Origin of the sequence: Pseudomonas sp. zfem002 (assembly GCF_032621685.1) — a bacterium.
Classification (GTDB): Bacteria; Pseudomonadota; Gammaproteobacteria; order Pseudomonadales; family Pseudomonadaceae; genus Aquipseudomonas; species Aquipseudomonas japonica.
This window is the reverse complement of record NZ_JAVYJH010000001.1, coordinates 692,670-718,306: the sequence shown is the minus strand read 5'-3', so window position 1 is coordinate 718,306 and position 25,637 is coordinate 692,670. Positions and strand designations below refer to the sequence as shown.

General features: G+C 65.2%; 25 protein-coding genes. 11 read left to right on the top strand and 14 right to left on the bottom strand.

Annotated elements, in window-relative coordinates; translation table 11 throughout:
- Positions 1 to 60: 60 nt before the first annotated feature.
- A complete protein-coding gene (locus RTI28_RS03235; RefSeq protein ID WP_316919086.1) occupies positions 61 to 579 on the top strand; it encodes a dihydrofolate reductase in 519 nt (172 codons plus the stop codon).
- Positions 580 to 608: 29 nt separating this feature from the next.
- On the opposite strand, the gene RTI28_RS03230 is transcribed toward RTI28_RS03235, so the two are convergent.
- Positions 609 to 1,163: a hypothetical protein gene (locus RTI28_RS03230; RefSeq protein ID WP_316919085.1), complete on the bottom strand. Its 555-nt coding sequence runs from the start codon at positions 1,161 to 1,163 to the stop codon at positions 609 to 611.
- Positions 1,164 to 1,420: 257 nt separating this feature from the next.
- Positions 1,421 to 2,809 carry an L-cystine transporter gene (locus RTI28_RS03225; protein WP_316919084.1) on the bottom strand — a complete coding sequence of 463 codons (1,389 nt, stop codon included), beginning with the start codon at positions 2,807 to 2,809 and terminating at the stop codon, positions 1,421 to 1,423.
- 242 nt (positions 2,810 to 3,051) lie between these two features.
- Between RTI28_RS03225 and RTI28_RS03220 the strand changes: the two genes are divergently transcribed.
- Positions 3,052 to 4,131: a haloacid dehalogenase-like hydrolase gene (locus RTI28_RS03220; protein WP_316919083.1), complete on the top strand. Its 1,080-nt coding sequence runs from the start codon at positions 3,052 to 3,054 to the stop codon at positions 4,129 to 4,131.
- A 168-nt stretch (positions 4,132 to 4,299) separates the two neighbouring features.
- Here the strand turns inward: RTI28_RS03220 and RTI28_RS03215 are convergent, their stop codons facing one another.
- The 4 genes from RTI28_RS03215 to RTI28_RS03200 form a co-directional block, all read right to left on the bottom strand.
- Positions 4,300 to 5,109 carry an outer membrane protein OmpK gene (locus tag RTI28_RS03215; protein ID WP_316919082.1) on the bottom strand — a complete coding sequence of 270 codons (810 nt, stop codon included), beginning with the start codon at positions 5,107 to 5,109 and terminating at the stop codon, positions 4,300 to 4,302.
- A 100-nt stretch (positions 5,110 to 5,209) separates the two neighbouring features.
- On the bottom strand, positions 5,210 to 5,569 hold the full coding sequence (locus tag RTI28_RS03210) for a hydroxyisourate hydrolase (protein WP_316919081.1): 360 nt from the start codon (positions 5,567 to 5,569) through the stop codon (positions 5,210 to 5,212).
- On the bottom strand, positions 5,566 to 6,075 hold the full coding sequence (locus tag RTI28_RS03205; RefSeq protein ID WP_042121158.1) for a nucleoside deaminase: 510 nt from the start codon (positions 6,073 to 6,075) through the stop codon (positions 5,566 to 5,568). Before RTI28_RS03205 ends, RTI28_RS03210 begins: the two co-directional genes overlap by 4 nt.
- A gap of 40 nt (positions 6,076 to 6,115) precedes the next feature.
- Entirely contained in the window at positions 6,116 to 7,459 is a 1,344-nt protein-coding gene (locus RTI28_RS03200; RefSeq protein ID WP_316919080.1) for a nucleobase:cation symporter-2 family protein, read from the bottom strand.
- Between the two features lie 169 nt (positions 7,460 to 7,628).
- Between RTI28_RS03200 and RTI28_RS03195 the strand changes: the two genes are divergently transcribed.
- The 4 genes from RTI28_RS03195 to RTI28_RS03180 all read left to right on the top strand — a co-directional run bounded on the left by RTI28_RS03195 (position 7,629) and on the right by RTI28_RS03180 (position 12,649).
- Complete coding sequence (locus RTI28_RS03195) at positions 7,629 to 8,543, top strand: LysR family transcriptional regulator (protein WP_316919079.1); 915 nt, start codon at positions 7,629 to 7,631, stop codon at positions 8,541 to 8,543.
- Between the two features lie 76 nt (positions 8,544 to 8,619).
- Positions 8,620 to 9,150 carry an RNA polymerase sigma factor gene (locus tag RTI28_RS03190; protein WP_316919078.1) on the top strand — a complete coding sequence of 177 codons (531 nt, stop codon included), beginning with the start codon at positions 8,620 to 8,622 and terminating at the stop codon, positions 9,148 to 9,150.
- Between the two features lie 29 nt (positions 9,151 to 9,179).
- Positions 9,180 to 10,112: a FecR family protein gene (locus RTI28_RS03185; RefSeq protein WP_316919077.1), complete on the top strand. Its 933-nt coding sequence runs from the start codon at positions 9,180 to 9,182 to the stop codon at positions 10,110 to 10,112.
- A 131-nt stretch (positions 10,113 to 10,243) separates the two neighbouring features.
- On the top strand, positions 10,244 to 12,649 hold the full coding sequence (locus RTI28_RS03180) for a TonB-dependent siderophore receptor (protein ID WP_316919076.1): 2,406 nt from the start codon (positions 10,244 to 10,246) through the stop codon (positions 12,647 to 12,649).
- A 195-nt stretch (positions 12,650 to 12,844) separates the two neighbouring features.
- Here RTI28_RS03180 and ilvD read toward each other — a convergent pair whose 3' ends face one another.
- Positions 12,845 to 14,686 (bottom strand): dihydroxy-acid dehydratase, encoded by a 1,842-nt coding sequence (gene ilvD, locus RTI28_RS03175; protein ID WP_316919075.1) that lies wholly within the window; start codon positions 14,684 to 14,686, stop codon positions 12,845 to 12,847.
- Between the two features lie 309 nt (positions 14,687 to 14,995).
- On the opposite strand from ilvD, the gene RTI28_RS03170 reads away from it, so the two are divergent.
- The 3 genes from RTI28_RS03170 to RTI28_RS03160 all read left to right on the top strand — a co-directional run bounded on the left by RTI28_RS03170 (position 14,996) and on the right by RTI28_RS03160 (position 16,197).
- Positions 14,996 to 15,478, top strand: a complete 483-nt coding sequence (locus RTI28_RS03170; RefSeq protein WP_316919074.1) for a DUF2867 domain-containing protein — start codon at positions 14,996 to 14,998, stop codon at positions 15,476 to 15,478.
- Positions 15,479 to 15,583: 105 nt separating this feature from the next.
- Positions 15,584 to 15,766, top strand: a complete 183-nt coding sequence (locus RTI28_RS03165; protein ID WP_316919073.1) for a type II toxin-antitoxin system HicA family toxin — start codon at positions 15,584 to 15,586, stop codon at positions 15,764 to 15,766.
- Positions 15,767 to 15,795: 29 nt separating this feature from the next.
- The gene (locus RTI28_RS03160) at positions 15,796 to 16,197 is read left to right on the top strand and encodes a type II toxin-antitoxin system HicB family antitoxin (protein WP_316919072.1); all 402 of its coding nucleotides are present in this window, start codon (positions 15,796 to 15,798) and stop codon (positions 16,195 to 16,197) included.
- A gap of 56 nt (positions 16,198 to 16,253) precedes the next feature.
- Here the strand turns inward: RTI28_RS03160 and RTI28_RS03155 are convergent, their stop codons facing one another.
- A complete protein-coding gene (locus RTI28_RS03155; RefSeq protein WP_316919071.1) occupies positions 16,254 to 17,450 on the bottom strand; it encodes a class I SAM-dependent rRNA methyltransferase in 1,197 nt (398 codons plus the stop codon).
- Positions 17,451 to 17,647: 197 nt separating this feature from the next.
- Between RTI28_RS03155 and RTI28_RS03150 the strand changes: the two genes are divergently transcribed.
- Positions 17,648 to 18,460 (top strand): HDOD domain-containing protein, encoded by an 813-nt coding sequence (locus tag RTI28_RS03150; RefSeq protein WP_316919118.1) that lies wholly within the window; start codon positions 17,648 to 17,650, stop codon positions 18,458 to 18,460.
- Between the two features lie 3 nt (positions 18,461 to 18,463).
- On the top strand, positions 18,464 to 19,276 hold the full coding sequence (gene mutM / locus RTI28_RS03145) for a bifunctional DNA-formamidopyrimidine glycosylase/DNA-(apurinic or apyrimidinic site) lyase (protein WP_316919070.1): 813 nt from the start codon (positions 18,464 to 18,466) through the stop codon (positions 19,274 to 19,276).
- Positions 19,277 to 19,383: 107 nt separating this feature from the next.
- Here the strand turns inward: mutM and ggt are convergent, their stop codons facing one another.
- From ggt to RTI28_RS03115, 6 genes are all read right to left on the bottom strand, one after another.
- A complete protein-coding gene (ggt, locus tag RTI28_RS03140; RefSeq protein ID WP_316919069.1) occupies positions 19,384 to 21,063 on the bottom strand; it encodes a gamma-glutamyltransferase in 1,680 nt (559 codons plus the stop codon).
- Positions 21,063 to 21,314 (bottom strand): YfhL family 4Fe-4S dicluster ferredoxin, encoded by a 252-nt coding sequence (locus tag RTI28_RS03135; RefSeq protein ID WP_009396754.1) that lies wholly within the window; start codon positions 21,312 to 21,314, stop codon positions 21,063 to 21,065. Before RTI28_RS03135 ends, ggt begins: the two co-directional genes overlap by 1 nt.
- A gap of 111 nt (positions 21,315 to 21,425) precedes the next feature.
- The gene (gene coaD, locus RTI28_RS03130) at positions 21,426 to 21,905 is read right to left on the bottom strand and encodes a pantetheine-phosphate adenylyltransferase (protein WP_075805217.1); all 480 of its coding nucleotides are present in this window, start codon (positions 21,903 to 21,905) and stop codon (positions 21,426 to 21,428) included.
- Between the two features lie 88 nt (positions 21,906 to 21,993).
- The gene (locus tag RTI28_RS03125) at positions 21,994 to 23,607 is read right to left on the bottom strand and encodes a GMC family oxidoreductase (protein WP_316919068.1); all 1,614 of its coding nucleotides are present in this window, start codon (positions 23,605 to 23,607) and stop codon (positions 21,994 to 21,996) included.
- A gap of 13 nt (positions 23,608 to 23,620) precedes the next feature.
- The gene (locus RTI28_RS03120; RefSeq protein ID WP_316919117.1) at positions 23,621 to 24,106 is read right to left on the bottom strand and encodes a twin-arginine translocation pathway signal protein; all 486 of its coding nucleotides are present in this window, start codon (positions 24,104 to 24,106) and stop codon (positions 23,621 to 23,623) included.
- Between the two features lie 51 nt (positions 24,107 to 24,157).
- Positions 24,158 to 25,600, bottom strand: a complete 1,443-nt coding sequence (locus RTI28_RS03115; protein ID WP_316919116.1) for a coniferyl aldehyde dehydrogenase — start codon at positions 25,598 to 25,600, stop codon at positions 24,158 to 24,160.
- Between the last annotated feature and the right edge of the window lie 37 nt (positions 25,601 to 25,637).

Here is a 25,637-nt window from a genome sequence, read left to right as displayed (position 1 = left end):
TTCCTTGAACCCATTACCGGGGGAAGCATAACCCAGGCATCCTTTGCTATCCTCGCTGCCATGAAAACAACACGCCCCCTCAGCCTGATCGCGGCCCTCGCCGAGAACCGCGTCATCGGCATCGACAACCGCATGCCCTGGCACCTGCCGGGGGACTTCAAGTACTTCAAGGCCACCACCCTGGGCAAGCCGATCATCATGGGGCGCAAGACCTGGGATTCGCTTGGCCGGCCGCTGCCGGGGCGACTGAACCTGGTGGTCAGCCGCCAGGTCGGGCTGCAGCTGCAAGGCGCCGAGGTGTTCGCCTCGCTGGAAGACGCCATCGTCCGGGCCGAGCAATGGGCGGCGCAGCAGGGCGTGGACGAGCTGATGCTGATCGGTGGCGCGCAACTGTATGGGCAGGCGCTGGACAGCGGGTTGGCGGATCGCCTGTACCTGACCCGGGTGGAGATCAGCCCGGAGGGGGATGCCTGGTTCCCTGAAGTGGACGAGGCAATCTGGAAGAAGGTATCGAGCGAGCCAGGGCCGGTGGAGGAAGGGAAGCCGGGGTATCGCTTCGAGGTGTGGGAAAAGCGTTGAGATTCGAGGGCCGCTTTGCGGCCCTTTGCCTACTGTCCCTTGAGTGCCGGATCGAGGTGCAGTGAAAGCACGTAAAGTCCATCGGTGCCTGGAGCGCTGTCTTTGATCCGGTGCAGGAAGAACGTCGCCAGATAGCTGTTTTCTGCTTGCCATAAGGACAACGTGCTGTAGCCGCTTTGATGCAGGTACTCACGCCACTCCGGTGTATCTGCAATAGGCGGCTTTGCCCAAGACAGGAAGGGCGCCCAACCGCGTTTTCGCATCTGCTTTTGCAGCTCGGCGGCGGTCTCGACCGCCTTGTCGAGGCTCATGGGCCCCTCGCCCAGCAACAATCCCGCGGTCTGTACTCGTCCCTTTTTGTTGAGGAAGACGACTATGTCCCGACCGGTCTGCGTCACAAAGCCATGCCGGAGATCGATCAGACGAAGCCGTGCATTGGAGCTGGCAAGCATGATTTGGTCGGATTCAGGGCTCGCGGTAAACGTCACAGCCGAACGCTGTTGCGTGTTTGCCCAAGGTTCTCCGATCGTGACCGCTATTTCCGGATCTTTCGTCCAGAAACAGCCGCTGCTGGCGAGCAGCATCAGGATCAGCAGTCCCCCATATAGCCCTTTTGATTTCATCGCTTTCGTTGAAGCTCGTCAGTTGAAAGCGTGCAACCTTGGAGGCTTTTGGGGCCGAGAACTATCAGTGGCTTCTGATAAAGCGGTGGGAAAAGTTGGCAAGTGGAGGTTCGGGACCGCTTTGCGGTCCTTTCGCCGGCAACGCCGGCTCCTACAAGGTCCGCAGTGCACGCAGTCCTTGTAGGAGCGGGCGTTGCCCGCGATGAGGCCTTTGACCCTTACGAGTGACTCAGCTGCACCTGTTCATCCCCAGCCAGAACAGCCTTGTCGGTCTGCCCGAGCAACTGGCTGGTAATGGTCCCGGCAGTCATCGAACCACTGACGTTCAACGCCGTACGGCCCATGTCGATCAGCGGTTCCACCGAAATCAGCAGCGCCACCAACTCCACCGGCAAGCCCATCGCCGGCAGCACGATCAGCGCGGCGAAGGTCGCGCCGCCGCCGACCCCGGCCACCCCGGCCGAACTCAGGGTCACCACCGCCACCAGCGTGGCGATCCAAAGCGGATCCAGCGGATCGATGCCCACCGCCGGCGCCACCATCACCGCCAGCATCGCCGGGTACAGACCGGCACATCCGTTCTGCCCGATGGTCGCGCCGAATGACGCGGCAAAGCTGGCGATCGCCTGCGGCACGCCCAGGCGACGGGTCTGCGCCTCGATGCTCAGCGGGATGCTGGCGGCACTGGAGCGGCTGGTGAAGGCGAAGGTCAGCACCGGCCAGACCTTGCGCAGGAAGCGCAGCGGGTTGATCCCGGCCAGGCCCAGCAGCACGCCATGCACGCCGAACATCAGCGCCAGGCCGATGTAGGACACCACCACGAAACTGCCCAGCTTGATGATGTCGTCGAGGTTGGAGCTGGCCACCACCTTGGTCATCAGCGCCAGTACGCCGTAGGGCGTCAGCTTCATCACCAGGCGCACCAGGCGGGTGACCCAGGCCTGCAGGGTGTCGATGGCGGCGAGGGCGCGGTTGCCCTTCTCGGCATCGTCCTTGAGCAGTTGCAGGGCGGCGACGCCGAGGAAAGCGGCGAAGATCACCACGCTGATGATCGAGGTCGGCTTGGCCCGCGCCAGGTCGCCCACCGGGTTGCTCGGCAGGAACGAGAGCAGCAGTTGCGGGATGTTCAGGTCGGCGACCTTGCCGGCGTAGTCGCTCTGGATCGTCGCCAGGCGCGCGGTTTCCTGGACACCGGCCACCAGGCCCTCGGCGCTGAGGCCGAACAGGTTGGTCAGGACGATGCCGATCAGCGCCGCGATGGCCGTGGTGAACAGCAGGGTACCGATGGTCAGCACGCTGATCCGGCCCAGGGACGAGGCGTTGTGCAGGCGCGCCACGGCGGAGAGGATCGAGACGAAGATCAGCGGCATGACGATCATCTGCAACAGCTGCACGTAGCCGTTGCCGACCAGGTCCAGCCAGCCGATGGTGGCTTTCAGCAGCGGGTGCCCGGCGCCGTAGATCGTGTGCAGCGCGGTGCCGAACAGCACGCCGAGGATCAGGCCGAACAGCACCTTCTTCGCCAGGCTCCAGCTCGAATTGGTTTTCGCCAGGCCCAGCAGCAATGCGAGGAACACCAGCAGATTGAGAAACAGCGGCAGGTTCATTGAAGCTCCAGTCAAAACGACGCAACCGCCTCCTTGGGCGGTTGCTCAGTCGAAAATGCTAACAGTCTGAAAACAAACGAATTTATATCGTTATGGAATTAAACATGTCGTTTCTGGAATAAACACCAGTCGCTTTCAGGCATGCGCCTGCCGTTTCGACCATTGCCAGGGTCGCTGTCAGAGCGGATCGACGGTGCCGGAGTGCTTAGGGTGGAGCGCTCATCTTTCCAGGAGATCCGCACATGACGTTCGCTCCGAAGATTCGCGCCAACGGCCGCGCCAAAGGCCTCGTCGCCGGTCTGGCCCTGCTGCTGGCCGGCCAGGCCCTCGCGGTGGAGTTGAAGCACTGGCCCGAACCGGCCGCCAAACAGCTCGACGCGATGATCGCTGCCAATGCCCACAAGGGTAACTACGCGGTGTTCGACATGGACAACACCAGCTACCGCTTCGACCTCGAAGAGTCGCTGCTGCCCTTCATGGAGAACAAGGGCGTGCTGACCCGCGACAAGCTCGACCCGTCGCTCAAGCTGATGCCGTTCAAGGACACCGCCGAGCACAAGGAAAGCCTGTTCAGCTACTACTACCGCCTCTGCGAAATCGACGACATGGTCTGCTACCCCTGGGTCGCGCAGGTGTTTTCCGGCTTCACCCTCAAGGAGCTCAAGGGCTACGTCGACGAACTGATGGCCTCGGGCAAGCCGGTGCCGAGCACCTACTTCGAGGGTGATCAGGTCAAGACCATCGAGGTGCAGCCGCCGAAGGTCTTCACCGGGCAGACCGAGCTGTACAACAAGCTGATGGAGAACGGCATCGAGGTCTACGTGATGACCGCGGCCTCGGAGGAACTGGTGCGCATGGTCGCTTCCGATCCGAAGTACGGCTACAACGTCAAGCCGCAGAATGTCATCGGTGTCAGCCTGCTGCTCAAGGACCGCGCCACGGGGGCGTTGACCACCGCGCGCAAGCAGATCAGCGCCGGCAAATACGAGCCTGCCGCCAACCTCGGCCTGGAACTGACCCCGTACCTGTGGACCCCGGCGACCTGGATGGCCGGCAAGCAGGCGGCGATCCTGACCTATATCGATGAATGGAAGAAACCGGTGCTGGTGGGCGGCGACACCCCGAGCAGCGACGGCTACATGCTGTTCCACAGCGTCGATGTGGCCAAGGGCGGCATCCACCTGTGGATCAACCGCAAGGCCAAGTACATGGACCAGATCAACGGGATGATGGCCAGGCACGCAGCGGCGCAGGCCAAGGAAGGGCTGCCGGTGACGGCGGACAAGAACTGGGTGGTGGTGACGCCGGAGGAAATCCAGTAACCCAAGGTGTATGCGGTCAGTGTGGGAGCGGATTCATCCGCGATCGGCGGCGTGAGCCGTCGTAAAACCTGAGTCCCGGGTTTGTCTGATACACCGGGGACTCAGGGTTTATGGCCGCTTTGCGCCCAATCGCGGATGAATCCGCTCCCACGCCGACTGTGTGTGGCCTTAGAAGTGGTATTTGACCAACACGCTGGCCGTGTTCTGGTCCGTCGTGAACCCCTTCGAATCCTCAATCCCGTACTTGTCCGACCAGTAGTCGTACTCCACCCCCACATACAGATGCTTCGCCTCGTACCCCATGGCTTTGCCCAGGTCGTACTTCACCTGCGGATTGATGTGCAGGTTGGCGTGGTAGTCGCTCTGCCCGCGGCGTGAATCGCTGGCATCCCGGTTGTTGACGATCCAGTCGATGTAGCCATCGATCAGCAGGTCCGAACGCCCCAGCGGCACGGTATACGACCACACCGGGGTGACCTGCACGGCGCCCGCGCGAACGCGATGGCCGTCGGGCTTGCGGTAATAGACGTTCAGCTGGAAATAGTCGAACCCGGGAATCGCCAGGTCGAAGCCGGGACCGAGCAGGTAGGTCTCGGTATCGCCTTCACCGAATTCGTAAGTGGCCGCCAGCAGCACATCGCTCACCGGCCCGAAGGCGATCTTCTGCCCGCTCAGCTTGGCGTAGCTCAATCGCCCCTGCAGCTCGCCGTAATAGGTGTTGCGCCCGCTGAGGCCATCTTCCCTGCCGTTGAAATTGATCTGGTCGACGAAGAAGAACAGGTCGCCCCAGCTCCAGCCGCTGGCGCTTTCCAGGGTGAAGGTCTGCTGGATCGGCGGATTGACCTTGAAGTTCTTGCCGTACAGGTAGCTGAGGCTTTCGTCGTGCCAGAGCAGTGGCGAGCCGCCGTCGGCGCAGGCCAGGGTCGAGGCGAGCAGAAGCAGGGCGCCAGCCGGAGCGGCGCGCAGGTCGATAGGCATCGGGTGTTCCCTTGTTGTGGTTGTGGGTGAATACCGGAAGAAAAAGGTGCCCCCGCGAGGAGGGCACAAGACGCGAGGCTCCCCCTCGCGGTATTGCCGGTCAGGCCCCGCCGCGGAAGCAGGACACGCCCCAGGCGGTCAGCTTGAACGGCAGGTGGTAGTGCTGGGCGGTGTCGGCCAGACCGAAGCGGTACAGCAGCACATCGAGAAACGCGGGCTCGGGTAGCGTCATGCCCGTCGAGCGATAGAACGCGGCCACGTCCAGGCGCACTTCATAGACGCCGGCAACGCAGTCCCCGGCGCAGCCGGCCAGCTCGCCGAGCAGGCCATCGGCGCCGATCCGGCCATTGCAGACCGGCACCCACTGTTCGCCCTCGAGCCGCAGCAGACTCAGCGCCAGGCCCTCGGCGACGCAGCCGCTGGCGACGTCGACGACGTGGATGGAGATCCCCCGATTCACTTCCAGAAGCCCTCATGGGCGCCAGCCGCCTCGCTTTCCAGCATCGGCCCGAGCACCGCGACCTGACGCTGGCCGCGGGCGAACACTTCGCGGCAGGGCAGGGAGAAGGTCGGGTTTTCCGGGTGGTCGCCGGTCAGGCCGAGCAAGGCATGCTCGGACAAGGCGTAGACCACCCGGCCGATGCCGGTCCAGTACACCGCGCCGGCGCACATGCAGCAGGGCTCGGCACTGGTGTAGAGGGTGCACTGGGCCAGTTCCTCGGGCGACAGCCGGGTTGCGGCCATGGCGGCGGCGCGCAGCTCGGCGTGCTGGGTCGGGTCGCCTTCGGGCGGCATCGAGTTGTTGCCGGCGCTGGCGATCACCGTGCCTTCACGGTCGGCCACCAGCGCGGCGAACGGATGCCGGCCACTGTCGCGGGAGGTCTGCGACAGGCGGATGGTTTCCCGCAGCAGGGTCAGGTCGAGGGCGGAAACACCGGCGGGGGTGAGGTTGCTGAAGCTGGTCATGGGAACTCCGTTGGGCAGTGGAAAAGGTGCGGCGTGCCGTTCAGTCGCTGAGCCGGGCGGTCTCGCCAGGCGCGCTGTCGACGGCTTTTTCGGGGTTGGGGTTGAGCAGGACGTTGAGCACGATGGCGGTGATTGCACCGAGGAAGATGCCGCTTTCCAGGACCAGCTTGAGCGCGCCGTTGGCATGCTCGAACAGGGCCGGGAAGGACATCGGCAGCACCCCGACGCTGACCGAGACGGCGACGATGATGCCGTTGCGGGTGCCGTCGAACTGCACGCGGGACAGCTCCTGGATACCGGCGACGGTGGTCATGCCGAACATCACGATGGCGCAGCCGCCGAGCACGGGCGTCGGTACCGCGGCGATCAGCGCGCCGAGCTTGGGAAACAGCCCCATCAGCACCATGATTGCCCCGGCCGCGGCCACCACGAAGCGGCTCTTCACGTTGGAGAGGGCGATCAGCCCGGTGTTCTGGGTGAAGGCGTTGTACGGGAAGCTGTTGAACAGGCCGCCGAGCATGGTCGACAGGCCATCGGCGCGGAAGGCGTTGCCCAGGGTGCGCTGGTCGGTCGGCTTGCCGGTGAGCTTGCCGATGGCCAGGCAGTTGCCGGTGGTCTCGGCCATGATCACCAGCATCGCCAGGGTCATGACCAGGATCGGCATGGTCGAGAACTTCGGCACGCCGAAGGCCATCGGTGGGCTCAGTTCGAACCAGGCGGCGCTGCCGATCTGGCTGAAGTCGGTCATGCCGAAGGCGGCGGCGATCAGGCTGCCGACGAACAGGCCGATGAGCACGCTGAGGTTGCCGATGAAGCCGGAGAATTTCGCGTAGATCACCAGCGTGACCGCCACGGTCGCCAGGCCCAGCAGCAGGTTGGCCGGGTTGCCGAAATCGTCGCTGCCCGGGTTGCCACCGCCCAGCCAGATCGCCGCCGCCGGCATCAGCGAGACGCCGATGATGGTGATCAGACTGCCGATCACCACCGGCGGGAAGAAGCGCAGCAGGCGGCTGAACACCGGCGCCAGGGCGATGGTGATGGCCCCGGCGGCGATCACCGCGCCGAAGATCTCGCTGAGGCCGAACTCCTTGCCGATCATGATCATCGGCGCCAGGGCGATGAACGAGCAGCCCTGGATCATTGGCAGGCGGGCGCCGAACTTCCAGAAGCCCAGTGTCTGGATCAGGGTGGCGATGCCCGAGGTGAGCAGGTTGGCGTTGATCAGGGTGATGATCTGCGCCTGGGTCAGGCCCAGGGCACTGCCGAGGATCAGCGGGACGGCCACGGCGCCGGCGTACATCACCAGCACATGTTGCAGACCGAAGGTGAACAGCTGGCGGAGAGGCAGGACCTCGTCCACCGGGTGGGTCGGGATACGGCTCATTGCGCGTGTCTCCTGAAGGTGCGGCTGTTGTTTTTGTAAATGGGCGCCCGTGCTGTTGGCGCAGCGACGATCAGGGATGCGTGCTGGCTGAGGCGGATTCTTTCCGCTTGTGGTCGATGAAACAAATGAGTAACCATCGATCTGGTCGATGGTTCGGGAGAGGGTGGACATGCGTTTTTCACTGGAGCAGTTGCAGGTATTCGTCCTCGCGGTGCAGGCCGGCTCGTTCTCGGCGGCGGCGCGGCGAGTGGGCAAGACCCAGTCGACGGTCAGTGCGGCCATCGCCAACCTGGAAACCGACCTGGGCGTGGTGCTGTTCGACCGCGCCAGCCGCATCCCGACCCTGACTCCGGCCGGGCACAAGCTGCTGCTGGAGGCCGAGGCGGTACTGGAACGCTGCCTGGCCCTGGAGGCGCATGCCGACGGCATGGCGGTGGAGGTCGAGCCGAGCCTGACCCTGGCCATCGAGGTGCCCTACAACACGGTGATGCCGGTGCTCGCCGAGTTCGAGCAGGCGTTTCCCTATGTCGACCTGATCGTCCGTCATCCGGTCTACGGCGATGTCAGCGAGATGGTGCTCAAGGGCGAGGCCAGCCTGGGCATCGCCTTTTCCCAGCCGGAGTACCCGCGGGAGCTGGAATTCCAGCAACTGGGCAAGCTGATCATGGTTCACGTCACTCACCCCCGGCACCCGCTGGCGGCCCTGCCGACGGTCAGCTTCGCCGACCTGCATGCCCACCGCCGCCTGGCCTTCAGCGCCCACGCCAACAAGCTGCCGAGCAGCGAATACCTGCGCGCCACGCAGATGTGGCAGGCGGAAAGCTACCTGGCGCTGATGGAGATGGTGCGTGCCGGGCTGGGCTGGGCGACCCTGCCGCGGCAGTTGATTCGCCGCGAACTGGAGAGCGGCGAGCTGGTGGAACTGCAACTCAGCGCCTACCCGCATACCGACTGGCTGGTGGGCGTCGATCTGATCTGGCCGTTGCGCCAGGGTCGCGGCAAGGCCGAGCGCTGGCTGCGTTCGCGCTTCCAGCAGGGCAAGGTGTTCGAGCTGGACCGCCAGGGCCGCCCGACCACCCTGTAGGCCAACGATATCAATTGCGAATCACTCTTATTCCCTGCTAGCCTGCGCACCTCTTGAGACCCGCCAGGACGTGCCCGTGTCTTCGTGGAATACGCAGATCGCCCGGTTGTTCGCCGAGCAGAAGAAAGCCCTGGAAGCCTTCGTCGCGCGGCGCACTGGCAACAGCCAGGTGGCCGCCGACCTGACCCAGGAGTCTTTCCTGCGCCTGGCGCGGCTGCCTGCCGACAAGAAGGTCGACAACCTGCCGGCCTTTCTCTTCACCATCGCCAGCAACCTGGTGCGCGACCATCAGCGCCAGACCATCCGCCGCGATCGCCTGGACGCTGGCGAGCCCAGCGAAGAGCTGCCATGCAACGCCCCCGGCGCCGAAGAACAACTGGCCAGCCAGCAGGAGCAACGCTTGATGCACGAAGCCATCGAAGCCCTGCCCGAGGCGACCCGGCACATCTTCCTGCTCTATCATGTCGACGAATTGTCCTACCGGGAGATCGGCGAACGTCTGAAGATCTCCCCGCGCAGCGTCGAATACCAACTGCGTCGCGCGCTGGTGGATTGCCGGGCCTTCATCAAGACCCGCCTGTTCGACGACACACCGGGGGCACGATGAACGAGCCCTCCGCCGCCATGGATACGCGCATGTCCCACCCTGACGACCTGTTCGAAGAGGCCAGCGCCTGGTACTACCGCCTGCAGGCCGACGACGTCAGCAGTCGCGACCGCGAAGACTTTGCCGCCTGGCTGGAGCGTGGTCCGCAGCAGGCCCAGGCCTGGGACGAAGTGCTGGCGCTGCTCGGCGCCCTGCGCGCACCGGCGCGGCAACTGCGCGAGGCCGAGCGGGCGCGCTGGCGCCGGCCGACGCCGCGGCTCTGGGCCAGTGCCGCGGCGCTGTTGCTGGCGGTGGGCGCGCTGACCCTGCACAGCCCCTGGCCGGACCGCTGGCGTGCCGACTACGCCACCGCTACCGGCGAGTCGCGCAGCCTGAGCCTGGCCGATGGTTCGCAGGTCCAGCTCAACACCGATACCGCCGTGCAGATCGATCTCGGCCAGGACGAACGGCGCGTGCAGTTGCTGCGCGGCGAGGCCTGGTTCGAGGTCAGCGCCGATCCGGCGCGACCGTTCGTGATCCGTTCCGGTGATGGCTGGGTCAAGGTGGTCGGCACCCGCTTCAGCGTCGCGCGCCAGGGTGAGCAGACCCGCGTGCGGGTCGCCCAGGGCAAGGTGCAGGTGAGCGCCGGCGGTGAGCAGACGGTCTTGCTGGAACCGGGACGGGGTGTCGAGTACCAGGACGCGCGTCTGGCCGCGGTGCACGAGATCGACGCCGCCGCCGAATTCGCCTGGCGCCAGCGGCAACTGGTGTTCCGCCAGCAGCCGCTGGCCGAAGTGGTCGAGGAACTCAACCGCTACTGGCCGGGGCAGACCCTGGTGCTCGGCGATACGCTGCGCCAGCGCAAGGTTTCCGGGGTGTTCGAGATCGACAAGCCGGACGCCGTGCTCAAGGCCCTGAAGCACACCCTCGGGCTCAACGCCGAGCAATACACCCCCTGGCTGCGGGTGCTGCGCGAAGGCTGAAGAAAAAATTTCAGAAAGTTTCAGGGTTTCCCGCAACCCCAACGTCCTTGAACTCGTAGGCGCGAATAACAAGCACTCTCAGATAGTGCGGCGCCGTTCGACGACTTCGACGATTTGGGGGAGCACCACCGATGCCACACACCACCACCCGCCGGCACTTGCCGACGCTGCTCAGCCTGGCCATCGCCATGGGCGGCGGCACCTTTGCGCTGCCGGTTCTGGCCGCCAGCGAGGCGCAGGCGCAGGTCTACCGCTTCGACATTCCGGCGCAGTCCCTCGACGGCGCGCTGGCAGCCTTCAGCGCGGTTACCCGGGTGCAGGTGCTGGTCACGGCGGAGGTCACCCAGGGCCTGCGCTCCTCGGGCCTGAGCGGCAGTTATCCACAGAGCGAGGCGCTGGGCCGCCTGCTCGCCGGCACCGGGCTGTCGGCCAGCTACATCGACGGCGACAGCGTGACCCTGGAAAAGCGCGTCAGTGGTGACGAGGCCGTGCAACTCGGCGCCACGAAGATCAACTCCGACCTGCTCGGCGCCACCACCGAAGGCAGCCGCTCCTACACCACCGGCGCGGTGACCATCGGCAAGGGCGAGCAGAAGCTCAAGGACATTCCGCAGTCGGTCTCGGTGGTCACCCGTCAGCGCATGAACGACCAGAACATGAACAACCTGCAGGACGCCATGCGCCAGGTCACCGGGGTGACGATCAAGTCGTACAACTCCGGCTCCAGCCTGAACGACGTGTACATGCGCGGCTTCCTCGTCGACCAGGTGCAGGTCGACGGCGTGTCCCAGGCCACCGGCCAGGGCGACCTGGCCACCAGCTTCGACCTGGCGATGTACGACCGCGTCGAAGTGCTGCGCGGCCCGAGCGGCCTGTACCAGGGCTCCGGCGAGCCGGGCGGGACCATCAACGTGGTGCGCAAGCGCGCCCTCGGCACCTTCGGCCTGAACGGCGAGGTTTCCGCCGGTTCCTGGGACAACTACCACTCCAGCGTCGACGTCACCGGCCCGCTGAACGCCGACGGCAGCCTGCGCGGTCGCTTCGTCACCGCCTACGAAGACAACCAGTCCTGGGTCGACTACGCCAAGAACGAGCGGCCGATGGTCTATGGCCGGCTGGAATACGACATCACCCCGTCCACCACCCTGTCCCTGGGCGGCACCTACCAGAAGAACCGCTCGACCCCGGCATTCGGCCTGCCGGCCTATGCCGACGGCACCCTGCTGGACGTCAGCCGATCGACCTTCGTCGATGCCAAGTGGAACGAGCTGGACGAGCGGGTCTGGGAAGGTTTTGCCGAAGTCGATCACAGCCTGGACAACGGCGGCCAGTTCAAGACCTCGCTGACCTATCGCGATGCCGAGACGCCGACCCGCAACTTCACCTGGTCGGACGATGCCGTGAACCCGGCCAACGGCGATAGCTGGGCGGTGGCGTATTCCTACTACACCCATATCAAGAGCCTCGGCCTGGACAGCTTCGTCACCCTGCCGGTGGAAGCCTTCGGACGCACCCACGAGTTCACCGTCGGTGCCGAGTACCAGCACCTGAACAAGGACTTCACCTACGGTGGCGGCGAGTACTTCCCGATCAACGTGTTCGATCCGCGCAGCATCGATATTCCCAAGCAGGAATTCGCCATGGGCAACGGCACCTGGTCCACCTCGCGGCAGTACGGCGCCTACGGCCGGGCCAAGATTGCCGCGACCGACGAGCTGGATGTCATCCTTGGCAGCCGGGTGACCTGGTTCGAGGCCGAGGGCAAGAACGCCAACGCCTACTTCAACCAGTTCGGCGAGACCGAGACCAACATCGATCGCAAATTCATCCCGTATGGCGCGCTGGTCTACAAGCTGACCCCGGAGCTTTCGGCCTACGCCAGCTACACCAAGGTGTTCAAGCCGCAAACCGATATCGACGCCAGCGGTTCGGTGATCGCCCCGCGTGAAGGCGAGCAGTACGAGCTGGGCCTCAAGCGCGAGTTCTTCGACGGACGCCTGAACGGCAGCCTCGCCATGTTCCGCATCTACGACGAGAACCGTGCCGAGCTGGTGTCCGGTGGGCAGTACTACCGCGCCCAGGGCAAGGTGCGCAGCCAGGGCTGGGAAACCGAGCTGAGCGGCAACCTGACCGACAACTGGAGCGTGGTGACCGGCTATGCCTACACCATGACCCGCTCGATGAACGGTTCCGAGGAGGCGGAAGGACGCACCTTCAGCACCATCACGCCGAAGCACAACTTCAACCTGTGGACCGATTACCAGTTCAGCGACGGCCTGTTCAAGGACTTCAGTGTCGGTGGTGGCGTGCGTGCGGTGAGTGCGACCTACTACCGGCGCAACGTCGACTTCGAGCAGCGTGGCTATGCGCTGACTTCGGCGCAGATCGGCTACCGGATCAACAAGAACCTGTCGGTGAAACTGACCGGCAACAACCTGTTCGACCGCAAGTACTACGAGCGTGTGGACAGCCCGTGGGGTTCGAACTTCTATGGGGAACCGCGCAACTTCACCTTTACCGTACGGGCCAGCTACTGAGCCTTTGGGCCTGCTTTGCAGGCCTTCGCAGTGGTTCGTCACACGACAAGCCAGCTCCTACAAGAGCGCAGGCCGCGCGATCCCCGTAGGAGCGTGGCTTGTCGTGTGACGAACCACCGCGAAGGACCGCAAAGCGGTCCCCGAACGAAAAAACCGGCACCCAGGGGCGCCGGTTTTTTCATGGCTGACGGAAACTCACAGCCCGTCGAGCAATGCCTTGTTGCGCACCGCACCCTTGTCGGCACTGGTCGCCAGCAGGGCGTAGGCCTTCAGCGCGGTGGTCACCTTGCGTGGACGCTGTTCCACCGGTTTCCAGCCCTTCTTGTCCTGCTCGACACGACGCGCCGCCAGCTCTTCGTCGCTGATCAGCAGGTTGATCGAACGGTTCGGGATGTCGATCAGCACCTTGTCGCCGTCCTGCACCAGGCCGATGGCACCGCCCGCGGCGGCTTCCGGCGAGGCGTGGCCGATGGACAGGCCCGAGGTACCGCCGGAGAAACGACCGTCGGTGAGCAGGGCGCAGGCCTTGCCCAGGCCCTTGGACTTCAGGTAGGAGGTCGGGTAGAGCATTTCCTGCATGCCCGGGCCGCCTTTCGGACCTTCGTAGCGAATGATGACGATGTCGCCTTCCTTCACTTCGTCGGCGAGGATGCCGCGCACCGCGCTGTCCTGGCTTTCGAAGATCTTCGCGTTGCCTTCGAAGACGTGGATCGACTCATCCACACCGGCGGTCTTCACCACGCAGCCGTCGAGGGCGATGTTGCCGTACAGCACGGCCAGGCCGCCTTCCTGCGAGTAGGCGTGCTCGACGCTGCGGATGCAGCCGTTTTCACGGTCGTCGTCGAGGGTGTCCCAGCGGGTCGACTGGCTGAACGCGGTCTGGGTCGGGATACCGGCAGGACCGGCCTTGAAGAAGTGGTGCACGGCCGGGTCGTCGGTCTGGGTGATGTCCCACTTGGCGATGGCTTCTTCCAGGCTCGGCGAATGCACGGTCGGCACGTCGGTGTGCAGCAGGCCGCCACGGGCCAGCGAGCCGAGGATGCTGATGATGCCGCCGGCGCGATGGACGTCTTCCATGTGGTACTTCTGGATGTTCGGCGCCACCTTGCACAGCTGCGGCACCTTGCGCGACAGGCGATCGATGTCGCGCAGGTCGAAGGCCAGCTCGGCTTCCTGGGCCGCGGCCAGCAGGTGCAGGATGGTGTTGGTCGAACCGCCCATGGCGATGTCCAGGGTCATGGCGTTCTCGAACGCCTTGAAGCTGGCGATGCTGCGTGGCAGCACGCTGGCGTCGTTGTCGCCGTAGTAGCGCTTGCACAGCTCGACGATGGTGCGGCCGGCGGTGAGGAACAGCTGCTCGCGATCAGAGTGCGTGGCCAGGGTCGAGCCGTTGCCCGGCAGGGACAGGCCCAGGGCTTCGGTCAGGCAGTTCATCGAGTTGGCGGTGAACATGCCGGAGCAGGAACCGCAGGTCGGGCAGGCGCTGCGCTCGTACTCGGCGACCTTCTCGTCGCTGGCGGTGGAGTCGGCGGCGATGACCATGGCGTCGACCAGGTCGAGGCCGTGGCTGGCCAGCTTGGTCTTGCCGGCTTCCATCGGGCCGCCGGAGACGAAGATCACCGGGATGTTCAGGCGCAGGGCGGCCATCAGCATGCCGGGGGTGATCTTGTCGCAGTTGGAGATGCAGACGATGGCGTCGGCGCAGTGGGCGTTGACCATGTACTCGACGGAGTCGGCGATGATCTCGCGGCTCGGCAGGGAATAGAGCATGCCGTCGTGGCCCATGGCGATGCCGTCATCCACCGCGATGGTGTTGAACTCCTTGGCCACGCCGCCGGCGCGTTCGACTTCGCGGGCGACCAGCTGGCCCAGGTCCTTCAGGTGCACGTGACCCGGGACGAACTGGGTGAAGGAGTTGGCGATGGCGATGATCGGCTTCTTGAAATCCTCGTCCTTCATACCGGTGGCGCGCCACAGCGCGCGGGCACCGGCCATGTTGCGGCCGTGGGTGGACGTTTTGGAACGGTAATCAGGCATGAAGCACTCCTGGCGGCTAATCAGGTAACAAAAAGGGGAGTGAGCTTCTCTTGTCCTTGGTACCGCTAGGCAGGTGGCCGCTGGTACGGATGAGGCCGAAGACGTCGCGGGATCGCCGCGCGCTTGGCCAGAGCTCATAAACCCGCCGGGGATGACTGGCGATGAATAGGCCGATTCTACACCGCTGGCGGGCTTAGGGAATGGCGCAATGGATGGTCGGCGGGATTTGTCATCGGGCTCGCTTTCCGCGTGCTAGAGCGTTACCGTGGCGTCCTTCTTCGAATGATGGCCTTTTTTCACGGAGGAAATATGGTCCACCCTGCCGATGTTCCCGCCAGCAGCGTGCTGCGCATGCTTTCCACCACGGCATGGTTCTTCGACTGTTTCGCCCGCCGGGTCACCCCGGAACAGGGCCTGACCGCGCTGGATGCCTACCAGCGCATGAGCCGCGCGGTGCCGAAATGGATCAACCAGGCATTGTGGTTGCGCGACCTCGTGGTGCGTCCGTTCGGGCTCAAGCCGGTGGCCGGTTTCAACTTGCGCGAGCAGAGGACGCCCCGGGTTGGCGAACAACTGGATTTCTTCCAGGTCGCCGCGGTGACCGACAAGGAACTGATCCTGTCGATCAAGGACAGTCACCTGGATGTGCTGATCTCCGTGCACCTGGACCCGAACAACCAGCTGAGCCTGACCTCCATCGTCGAGCCGCACAACTGGCTGGGACGGATGTACATGCGCCTGATCGCACCGATTCATCGGCGGGTGGTGAAGGCGATGCTGGGTGGGTTGTAAGCGCTCGCAGCTTTGCAAAATATACCTCTAGACACATCTTTTGCTTTGGTGATTTGATGCTCACAGAGGCATGTTGCGTCTTCGCTCACGAATGGAGAGGCGAAGGTGCAAAGCAGACAGCTGATCAGGGAACTTGAAGTCGCTGGATGGGTTTTGAAACGCATCACTGGCAGTCATCACATTTTCAAACACCCAGATAGCCCATACCTGATACCCGTGCCCCACCCAAAGAAAGACTTGCCTATCGGCACGGTCAAAAGCATCAGGCAGCGAGCGGGGCTGAGATGATCAAGTCTGCATCCGAGCAGGAGACAACCATGCAATATCCCATCTGCATCGAGTGGGGTGATGAGAGAACCGCCACCGGCATCCAGGTCCCGGACATCCCTGGTGCCGTCACGGCGGGCGATACCTTCGAGGCGGCCTATGCCGCTGCGGTCGAAGTCGCTCACATCATGCTTGAAGAAATAGCCGGGAGTGGCCAACCCATTCCCATGCCCACCAGCATCGCGAACCACCGGAGCCATCCCGATTTCAAGGAAATGGGCTGGGGAATGCTGGAGATCGACATCACGCCTTACCTGGGCAAGACAGAAAAGGTGAATGTGACTCTGCCTGGTTTCGTCATTCAACAGATCGACCGTTATGTTCGCGACCACAATGTAAAAAGCCGCTCCTCCTTCCTGGCGGATGCAGCGTTGGAAAAATTGGGGCGCTAGGTCTCGGCCCATAAAAAATCCCGGCACCAGGCCGGGATTTTTCATTCAGGCGCGGATCAGCTGTTCGGCAACAACCGGCAGATGATGCTCTTGATGTAGCGCGTCTCCGGAATCGCCGGGTGCACCGGATGGTCCGGACCCTGGCCACCACGCTCCAGCAGCTGGATATTGCGGTCCAGGTGACGGGCGCTGGTCAGCAGGATGTTCTGCAGGTCATCTTCCGGCAGGTGCATCGAGCACGAGGCGCTGACCAGGATGCCGTCCTTGCTCAGCAAACGCATGGCCTGTTCGTTGAGGCGGCGGTAGGCGCCTTCGCCGTTCTTCAGGTCCTTCTTGCGTTTGATGAAGGCGGGCGGGTCGGCGACGATCACGTCGAAGCGCTCTTCGGCGGCCTTCAGTTCACGCAGGGCGGCGAACACGTCGCCTTCGATGCAGGTGACCTTGTCGGCGAAACCATTGAGCGTCGCATTGCGCTCGACACCATCCAGGGCGAAGCCCGAGGCGTCGACGCAGAACACTTCGCTGGCGCCGAAGGCACCGGCCTGCACGCCCCAGCCACCGATGTAGCTGAACAGGTCGAGCACACGCTTGCCCTTGACGTACGGCGCCAGGCGCGCGCGGTTCATGCGGTGGTCGTAGAACCAGCCGGTCTTCTGGCCTTCCAGCACCGGCGCTTCGAACTTCACGCCGTTCTCTTCCAGGGCGACCCAGTCCGGCACCTCGCCGTAGACCGTCTCGACGTAACGCTCCAGGCCTTCGGCATCGCGCGCCGAGGAGTCATTCTTGAACAGCACGCCGCTGGGCTTGAGCACCTGGATCAGGGCAGCGAGGACGTCGTCGCGCTGACGTTCCATGGTCGGCGAGGCGATCTGCACCACCAGAATGTCGCCGAAACGGTCGACCACCAGCCCCGGCAGCAGGTCGGAATCACCGTACACCAGGCGGTAGAACGGCTTGTCGAACAGGCGCTCGCGCAGCGACAGGGCGACGTTCAGGCGGTGCACCAGCAGCGACTTGTCCAGCGACAGCTTGATATCGCGCGACAGCAGGCGTGCGCAGATCAGGTTGTTCGGGCTCACCGCGACGATGCCCAGGGCCTTGCCGCCCGCGGCTTCCAGGAGCGCCTGGTCGCCGGCCTTGAAACCGTGCAGCGGGGTGGCGGCGACGTCGATCTCGTTGCTGTAGACCCACAGGTGGCCGGCGCGCAGACGGCGGTCGGCATTGGCTTTGAGACGAAGGCTGGGCAGGGACATGACGTCGCTCCGGGAAAAAAGAGCGGGAGTATACCGTGTCGGCCGGGGCAGGCACCTGCCGCCGCGACAAATTGCATGGCGACTGGCCGTCACTCGACCGAACGATCAGGTTAGAATCGCCCGTCAGCCGCGAGTGTGAACTTATGCCCCAGGAACTTTCCGCCGAACAGATCCAGCAAGCCTTGCAAGGCATCAGCGTGCCGCCCCAGCCGCAGATCATGGTCGATCTGCAGATGGAGCAGTACATGCCCGACCCCGACCTCGAGACGATCGCCAAGCTGATCGCCCAGGACCCGGGCCTGGCCGGCGCGCTGCTGAAGATCGTCAATTCGGCGCATTACGGGCTGACCAACAAGATCGCCTCGATCCAGCGCGCGGTGAACCTGCTGGGCAGCCGTTCGGTGATCAACCTGATCAACGCGCAATCGATCAAGGGCGAGATGAGCGACGAGACCATCGTCACCCTCAATCGCTTCTGGGACACCGCCCAGGACGTGGCGATGACCTGCCTGACCCTGGCCAAGCGCTTCGGCGCGCAGGCGGTGGACGAGGCCTATGCCCTGGGGCTGTTCCACGATTGTGGCGTGCCGCTGATGCTCAAGCGTTTTCCCGACTACATGAGCGTGCTGGAAGATGCCTATGCCAGCGCCGGCGACCAGCAGCGCGTGGTCGACACCGAGAACCAGGTGTTCAACACCAACCACGCCGTGGTCGGTTACTACACCGCGCGCTCCTGGCGCCTGCCGGAGCATGTCAGCAACGCCATCGCCAACCACCACAACGCCCTTGCGGTGTTCAGCGATGACTCGCCGCGTAGCGCGCCGCTGAAGAACCTGCTGGCGATTTTGAAGATGGCCGAGCACATCTGCGCCTCGTACCGGGTGCTGGGCAACCAGAGCGTCGATCACGAGTGGAACAGCGTCGGGCACCTGGTGCTGGACTATATCGGCCTGTCGGAATACGACTTCGACAACCTCAAGCAAACCATCCAGGAACTCGGTGGCCACTGATCCATGCCTGAATTACCCGAAGTCGAAACCACCCGCCGCGGCATCGCCCCCTATCTCGAAGGCCAGCGCGTCAGCCGCGTGATCGTCCGCGACCGGCGCCTGCGCTGGCCGATTCCCGAAGACCTCGATGTGCGCCTGTCGGGGCAGCGCTTCGTCTCGGTGGAACGGCGCGCCAAGTACCTGCTGCTGAATGCCGAGGTGGGCACGCTGATCAGCCACCTGGGCATGTCCGGCAACCTGCGCCTGGTGGAAATCGGCCTGCCGGCGCAGAAGCATGAGCATGTGGACATCGAGCTGGAGTCGGGCCTGGCCTTGCGCTACACCGATCCGCGGCGCTTTGGCGCGATGCTCTGGAGCCATGCGCCGCTGGAGCACGAACTGCTGGTGCGGCTGGGGCCGGAGCCGCTGACCGACCTGTTCGATGGCGAGCGCCTGTTCCAGCTGTCCCGCGGCCGCTCGATGGCGGTGAAGCCGTTCATCATGGACAACGCGGTGGTGGTTGGCGTGGGCAATATCTATGCGACCGAGGCGTTGTTCGCGGCCGGGATCGATCCGCGGCGCGAGGCGGGGAGCATCTCGCGGGCGCGCTATCTGCGCCTGACCATCGAGATCAAGCGGATCCTGGCGGCAGCCATCGAACGAGGCGGCACCACGCTGCGGGACTTCATCGGCGGCGACGGGCAGCCGGGGTATTTCCAGCAGGAGCTGTTCGTCTATGGGCGGGGCGGGGAGCCGTGCAAGGTGTGTGCGGCGACGCTCAGGGAAGTGAAGCTGGGGCAGCGGGCGAGTGTGTTCTGTCCGCGGTGCCAGACGTAGGATTTGTGCCGGATTTGCCGGCCTCATCGCTGGCAACGCCAGCTCCCACAGGGTTTGGCGTCGTACGCGGACCTTGTGGGAGCCGGCGTTGCCGGCGATGAGGTCCGTCAGTGCACCTCTGAACTGCCGACACCCCGCGGATCACTGGCCGCTTCCAGCGTCCCATCCCGTTTGTCCCAGAACAGCACCTGCTGGTTGCCATAACTGCGACCTACATCCTTCAGGCTGTAGCCCCGCGCCCGCAAGGCCTCCATCTCTGCAGCACTGAACGCCCCGGGCTCATGCTCCACCACATCCGGCAGGTACTGATGGTGATAGCGCGGCACCGCCGGCCAGGTGCTCACCGGCCGCCCGTCCAGGTATTCCAGCATCGACAGCAGCACCATGCTCGGAATCCGGCTGCCGCCCGGCGTGCCGAACGCGGCGAACTGCTGCGGACTCTCGATGAAGCTCGGGCTCATGCTCGACAACGGCCGCTTGCCCGCCGCCACGGCATTGGCCTGGCTGCCCGCCAGGCCATAACTGTTGCTGCCGCGCGGATCGGCGGCGAAGTCATCCATCTCGTTGTTCAGCACCACGCCAGTCCCGGGCGCGGTGAAGGCCGCGCCGAACGGCAGGTTGACCGACAGCGTCGCCGCCACGGCATTGCCCTCGGCATCGATCACCGCGAAATGGGTGGTGTGATCGCCTTCGCGCCAGGCCGGGGACGGCGGCAGGCTGCTGCTGGGCGTGGCGTCGTGGACGTCGATACTGACGGCCAGCGCGGTCAGGTACTGGCGTGAGAGCAACTGCGGGATCGGGTTCGCCACATGGTCCGGGTCCCCCAGCAGGCCGCGATCGCGGTAGGCCCGGCGCAGCACTTCCAGCACGTAGTGGGCACGCTGCACCTTGTCGGCGCTCTGCCACGGCAGGCGCTGCAGCATCGCCAGGCTCTGGGCGATGGCCACGCCACCGGCGGAAGGCGGCGGTGCGCTGATCAGCTCGCGCTGGTCGGCGAGGGCATAGCGCAGCGGCTCGCGGGTGGCCGTGTGGTAATCGGCCAGGTCGTCGACGCTCCAGATACCCCCGGCCGCGTTGACCTCCTTGACCAGCTTCAGCGCCACCGGCCCGCGATAGAAACCGTCGCGGCCCTGGTCCGCCAGGCGCTGCAGGGTCGCCGCCAGTTCCGGCTGGCGGATCACCGTGCCCAGGACCGGGACTTCACCCTTGTCGAGAAACAGCCGGGCGCTTTCCGCGTCGTCGCGCAGGGCACTCTGGCGCATCGCGGCGCGGTCACGGTAGATGCGGTCGACAGCGAAGCCCTGGTTGGCCAGGCGAATCGCCGGGGCCAGGGTGTTCTTCAGCGGCAGCCTGCCGTAGCGCGCGGCCAGTTCATCGAGCGCTGCCGGCAGGCCGGGAATCGCCGCCGCCAGCGGGCCGTTGATCGACAGGCCGGGCTGGACCTTGCCGTCCTTCAGGTACATGTTCGCGGTGGCCCTGGCGGGCGCGCGCTCGCGGGCGTCGATGAAGCGATAGGTGGTCGGCGTACCGGGCTGGCGCAGCAGGAAGAAACCACCGCCACCAAGGCCCGAGCCATAGGGCTCGACTACCGCCAGGGCGGCGCTCACGGCGATCGCCGCGTCGAAGGCGTTGCCGCCCTGCTGGAGGATTTCCCGCGCCGCGGCGGTCGCGTCGGTGTGGGGCGTGGCCACTGCCGCGCGCCCCGGGCCCGCGGCCAGGGCGGCGACACTGCACAGCGCCAGGCTGGCGCCAAGGAACAGGGTGCGAAGCGTGGCGACGCCGGTCATCAGGCCTTGCCGGTGATACGGCGGTACTTGGCCATCAGCTCTTCTTCGGTCTCCGGATGAGCTTCATCCAGCGGGATGCAGTCGACCGGGCAGACTTGCTGGCACTGTGGTTCGTCATAGTGGCCAACGCACTGGGTGCACAGGTTCGGGTCGATCACATAGATCTCTTCGCCCTGGGAAATGGCAGCGTTCGGGCACTCGGGTTCGCAGACGTCGCAGTTGATGCAATCGTCGGTGATGATCAGGGACATGGGGACTCCGGCCAGGAACGTCTGCCCTGGCAATTGAAAACCAATGGGCGCAATTGTGCCGTATTAGCGCCGACAGTGCACGTCGGCGCGGGTTTTCCTGGCCAGATGAGATTACTTCTTGAAACGCTCGGTCAGCGCGTCGGCCACCGCCGGGTGGACGAACTTGGTGATATCGCCGCCCAGCGCCGCGATCTCACGGACCAGCGTCGAGGAAATGAACGAATAGCGTTCCGACGGCGTGAGGAACAGGCTCTCGACGTCGGGCGCCAGTTGCCGGTTCATGTTGGCCAGCTGGAACTCGTACTCGAAGTCCGAGACCGCGCGCAGGCCTCGCAGGAAGACATTGGCCTGCTGCTCCTTGGCGAAGTGCGCCAGCAGCGACGAGAAGCCGAGGACTTCGACGTTGGGCAGGTGCTTGGTCACTTCGCGCGCCAGTTCCACCCGTTGTTCCAGGGGGAACAGCGGATTCTTCTTGGGGCTGGCGGCGACCGCGATGATCACGTGATCGAACAGACGCGAGGCGCGTTCGACCAGATCGCCATGGCCCTTGGTAATAGGGTCGAAAGTACCCGGGTACAACACTCGGTTCATCGCGTCGTCCTGGCAGGAGTGCGTTAGGGACTCGGATGGTAGCGCAGCCGATACGCTCGGGCCAAGTCGCCATCACCGGGCAAAAGGACTAATGGACGGCCACGCCGGCCGCCTGCCGGAGCCGTTCGGCAAGCAACTGGCTGAGCCGCGCGCTGATGGCGTAGATCGACAACTGCGGGTTGGCGCCGATGCTGGTGGGGAACAGCGAGCCGTCGTGGACCGACAGGTTTTCCAGCTGGTGATACCGGCCGAGGCTGTCGCAGACGCTCTGGCGCGGGTCATTGCCCATGGCGCAGCCACCCATGACGTGGGCACTGCCGAGGCGGGTGAGGAACAGCTCCAGGGGCAGCTCGTCGATGTTCCGGCGGGCTTCGGCCAGGGTTTTCGCCGGTCGGGCGTGGCTGTGCAGGGGCAGGACGCTCTCCGCGCCCGCGGCGAACTGGATTTGCGCCATGCTGTGAAACGCCCGGCGCACGCCATCCCAGGCATAGGGGGACACCGCGTAGTCCAGCACCGGCGAGCCGTCGCCGCGCAATTCCACGCTGCCGCCGATGCTGTCCGGATGAAAACCGTCGCGCAGCAGGGCGAGCATCACGTGGGTGTGGGGCAGGTCCTCCATGCGCAGCGCGTTTTGCGTGCCGAAGCCGCCGAGCAGGGTGGCGGCCAGGGCCGGATGCAGCGGCGGCACCTCCAGTTTGTAGCCCATGGGGCCGTCGGTGCCGTTGCGCCACTGGAAGTGATCGCTGTAGATCGACTGCGGCGCGCCGTAGAACGGGTTCACCGGCTCGGCGAAGCGCGCCGCGCTGAAGTTGACCAGGTGCAGGAAGGTGCGCTTGCCCAGGCGCTGGTGCGGGTCCGGTGCCGCCGAGCGCAGCAGCAGGGCCGGGCTGTTGATGCCGCCGCCGGCGACGATGTAGTGCCGGGCACGAACGCGGATGCGCCGGCCGGTGGGCGCCACGCAGCGCGGGTCCATGGCCACGCAATGCAGCGCGCGGATGCGCTGGCCATCGTGTTCCAGCGTGTCGGCACGGGCCAGGTAGAGCAGTTCGCCGCCGTGGTCGAGGGTCGCGGGGATGCTGGTCACCAGCATCGACTGCTTGGCGTTGACCGGGCAGCCCATGCCGCAGTAGCCGAGGTTCCAGCAACCGCGGACATTGCGCGGAATCACCTTCCAGTCCAGGCCAAGGGCCGTGCAGCCCCGGCGCAGCACGTCGTTGTTGGCGTTGGGTGGCAGTTGCCAAGGGGCGATGCCGAGACGTTGCTCCAGGCGTTCGAACCAGGGCGCGAGGTCGTCCACGCCATGGCCTTCGACCCCGTGCTCGCTGGCCCAGTGGCGCAGCGTCGGTTCCGGGGTGCGAAAACTGGAGGTCCAGTTGATCAGCGTGGTGCCGCCCACGGCGCGGCCCTGGAGGATGGTGATGGCGCCGTCCTTGCTCAGGCGACCGATGCCTTCCTGGTAGAGGCTGGCGTAGGCCTCGTGCTCCAGCATCCTGAAATCGCTGCTGGTCTTCAGCGGCCCCTCTTCGATCAGCAGCACACGGAAACCCGCGGCGCTGAGCAACTCGGCACTGGTGGCGCCACCGGCGCCGCTGCCGATGATGGCGATATCGGTTTCCAGCGTGAGGTCCTGGCTCAGGGCCGAACCATCGCGGGTTTTCCAGCCGCGGGCGAGGCCGTCGCGGAACAGGTCGGGTACAGGCATGGGAGGTTCTCGCTCAGATGTTCGGTGGGCCGGGATAACCGCAGGCGCCCCAGGATTCGGGCAGGCTGTACCAGGCCATCAGCAGCAACTGCAGCAGTGAGCAGTAGCCCTGGCGCAGCAGGTTCAGCGAGCTGTCGCGCCAGCGCAGGAGAAACGCCTGGATGCGCTGCGGTTCGGCCTGGTTCCAGGCACTCCAGACACCGGTCAGGGGGCCGCGCGTCAGGGGCAGGGCGAGCACGTCGAACAGTTGCCGGGTCAGCTTGAGCATCTCTTCGGACAGGCTGGCGAGGGTATCGTCGAGGCGGGCCAGGACCCGGTCGATGAGCGAGGCGGTGCCTTCCAGGACCACCGGCGTTATCGCGCGGAGCAGCGGCAGGTCGTCGTCGCGCAGGATGCGAAAGCCATTGGCCGGCGTTCCGGCGGAGCACCCCAGCAGGCTGGCGCCGCCAAGGAACAGGCTGGCGCCGACACTGAACTTGAGCAGGCCGCGGCGGTTCAGCGCGGCGACCTCGGGCAGGCGTGTTGTCATTGTTGTAGGCCTGTGCAGTGATCAGCGGATAAACAAGCGGTACACCAGTTGTTGCAGGCGCTTGCCGTAAGGCGGGTAGACCAGCCGGGCCAGGTTGAGGCGCTGCTTGGCCAGCACCGCCTTGGCCTTGCTGAAGGTCTGGAAGCCCTCGTAGCCGTGGTAATGGCCCATGCCGGACGGGCCGACCCCGCCGAACGGCAGGTCGTCCTGGGCCACATGCAGCAGGGTGTCGTTGAGGCAGGCGCCGCCGGAGTGGGTGTTGTCCAGGACCTGGCGCTGCTCGCCGCGTTCGTAGCCGAAGTAGTACAGGGCCAGCGGACGCGGACGCTGGTTGATGTAGGCAACGGCCTCGTCGATATGGTCGTAGGGCACCACGGGCAGCAGCGGGCCGAAGATCTCGTCCTGCATCACCCGCATGGCGTCGTTCACGTTTTCCAGGACCAGCGGTGGCAGGCGGCGGTCGGACGGGGTCTCGTCCGGATACAGGCTGGTGACTCGCGCGCCCTGGCGCCGGGCGTCGTCGAGGTAGCCGTTGAGCCGGGCCAGGTGGCGCGGGTTGATGATCGCCGTGTAGTCGGGGTTGTCGCTGATCCGCGGATAGAAGCGTCGTACCGCCTCGCGATAGGCATCGATGAAGCCGGGGATGCGCTCGCGCGGCACCAGCACGTAGTCGGGTGCGACGCAGGTCTGCCCGGCATTCAGGGTCTTGCCGAAGGCGATGCGTTCGGCGGCATCGGCCAGCGGCACGCTGGCGGAGACGATGGCCGGGGATTTGCCGCCCAGTTCCAGGGTCACCGGGGTGAGGTTGTCGGCGGCGGCGCGCATCACCTCGCGGCCGATGCTGGTGGCGCCGGTGAACAGCAGGTGATCGAACGGCAGGCGGGAGAAGGCCTGGCCGACCTCGGCCTCGCCCAGCACCACGCACACCATGTCGCTGGGGAACACCGATTCCAGCAGGGACTTGAGCATCTGGCCGCTGGCCGGGGTGGCTTCGCTGAGCTTGAGCATGACCCGGTTGCCGGCGGCGAGGGCGCCGGTGAGCGGGCCGATGGCGAGAAACAGCGGGTAGTTCCACGGCACGATCACCCCGACCACACCCAGCGGCTGGTAGCGCACCTGTGCGCTGGCCGGTTGGAAGGCCAGGCCGACCGCGCGGCGCCGGGGTTTCATCCAGCGGGCCAGGTGTTTCTCCGCGTGGACCAGGCCCTGGACGCTGGGCAGGAGTTCGGCGAGGCGGGTTTCGTCGGCGCTGCGGCCGTTGAAATCCTGGTCGATGGCGGCGATCAGCTCGTCCTGGCGGGCGACCAGGGCCTGGCGCAGGGCCTTGAGCCACTGCCGGCGCTGGGCCAGGGGCGGCATGGGCAGGTGATTGAAGGCGGCGCGCTGTGCGGCGAACAGGGTGTCGAGCCAGTCCAGCTGGGACATCGGGACCTCCAGTGAGGTGTTGTCGTGGCTAGAGCATATACTCTAATCCTGATCTTGTATGGCGCTTGAGGGCCCT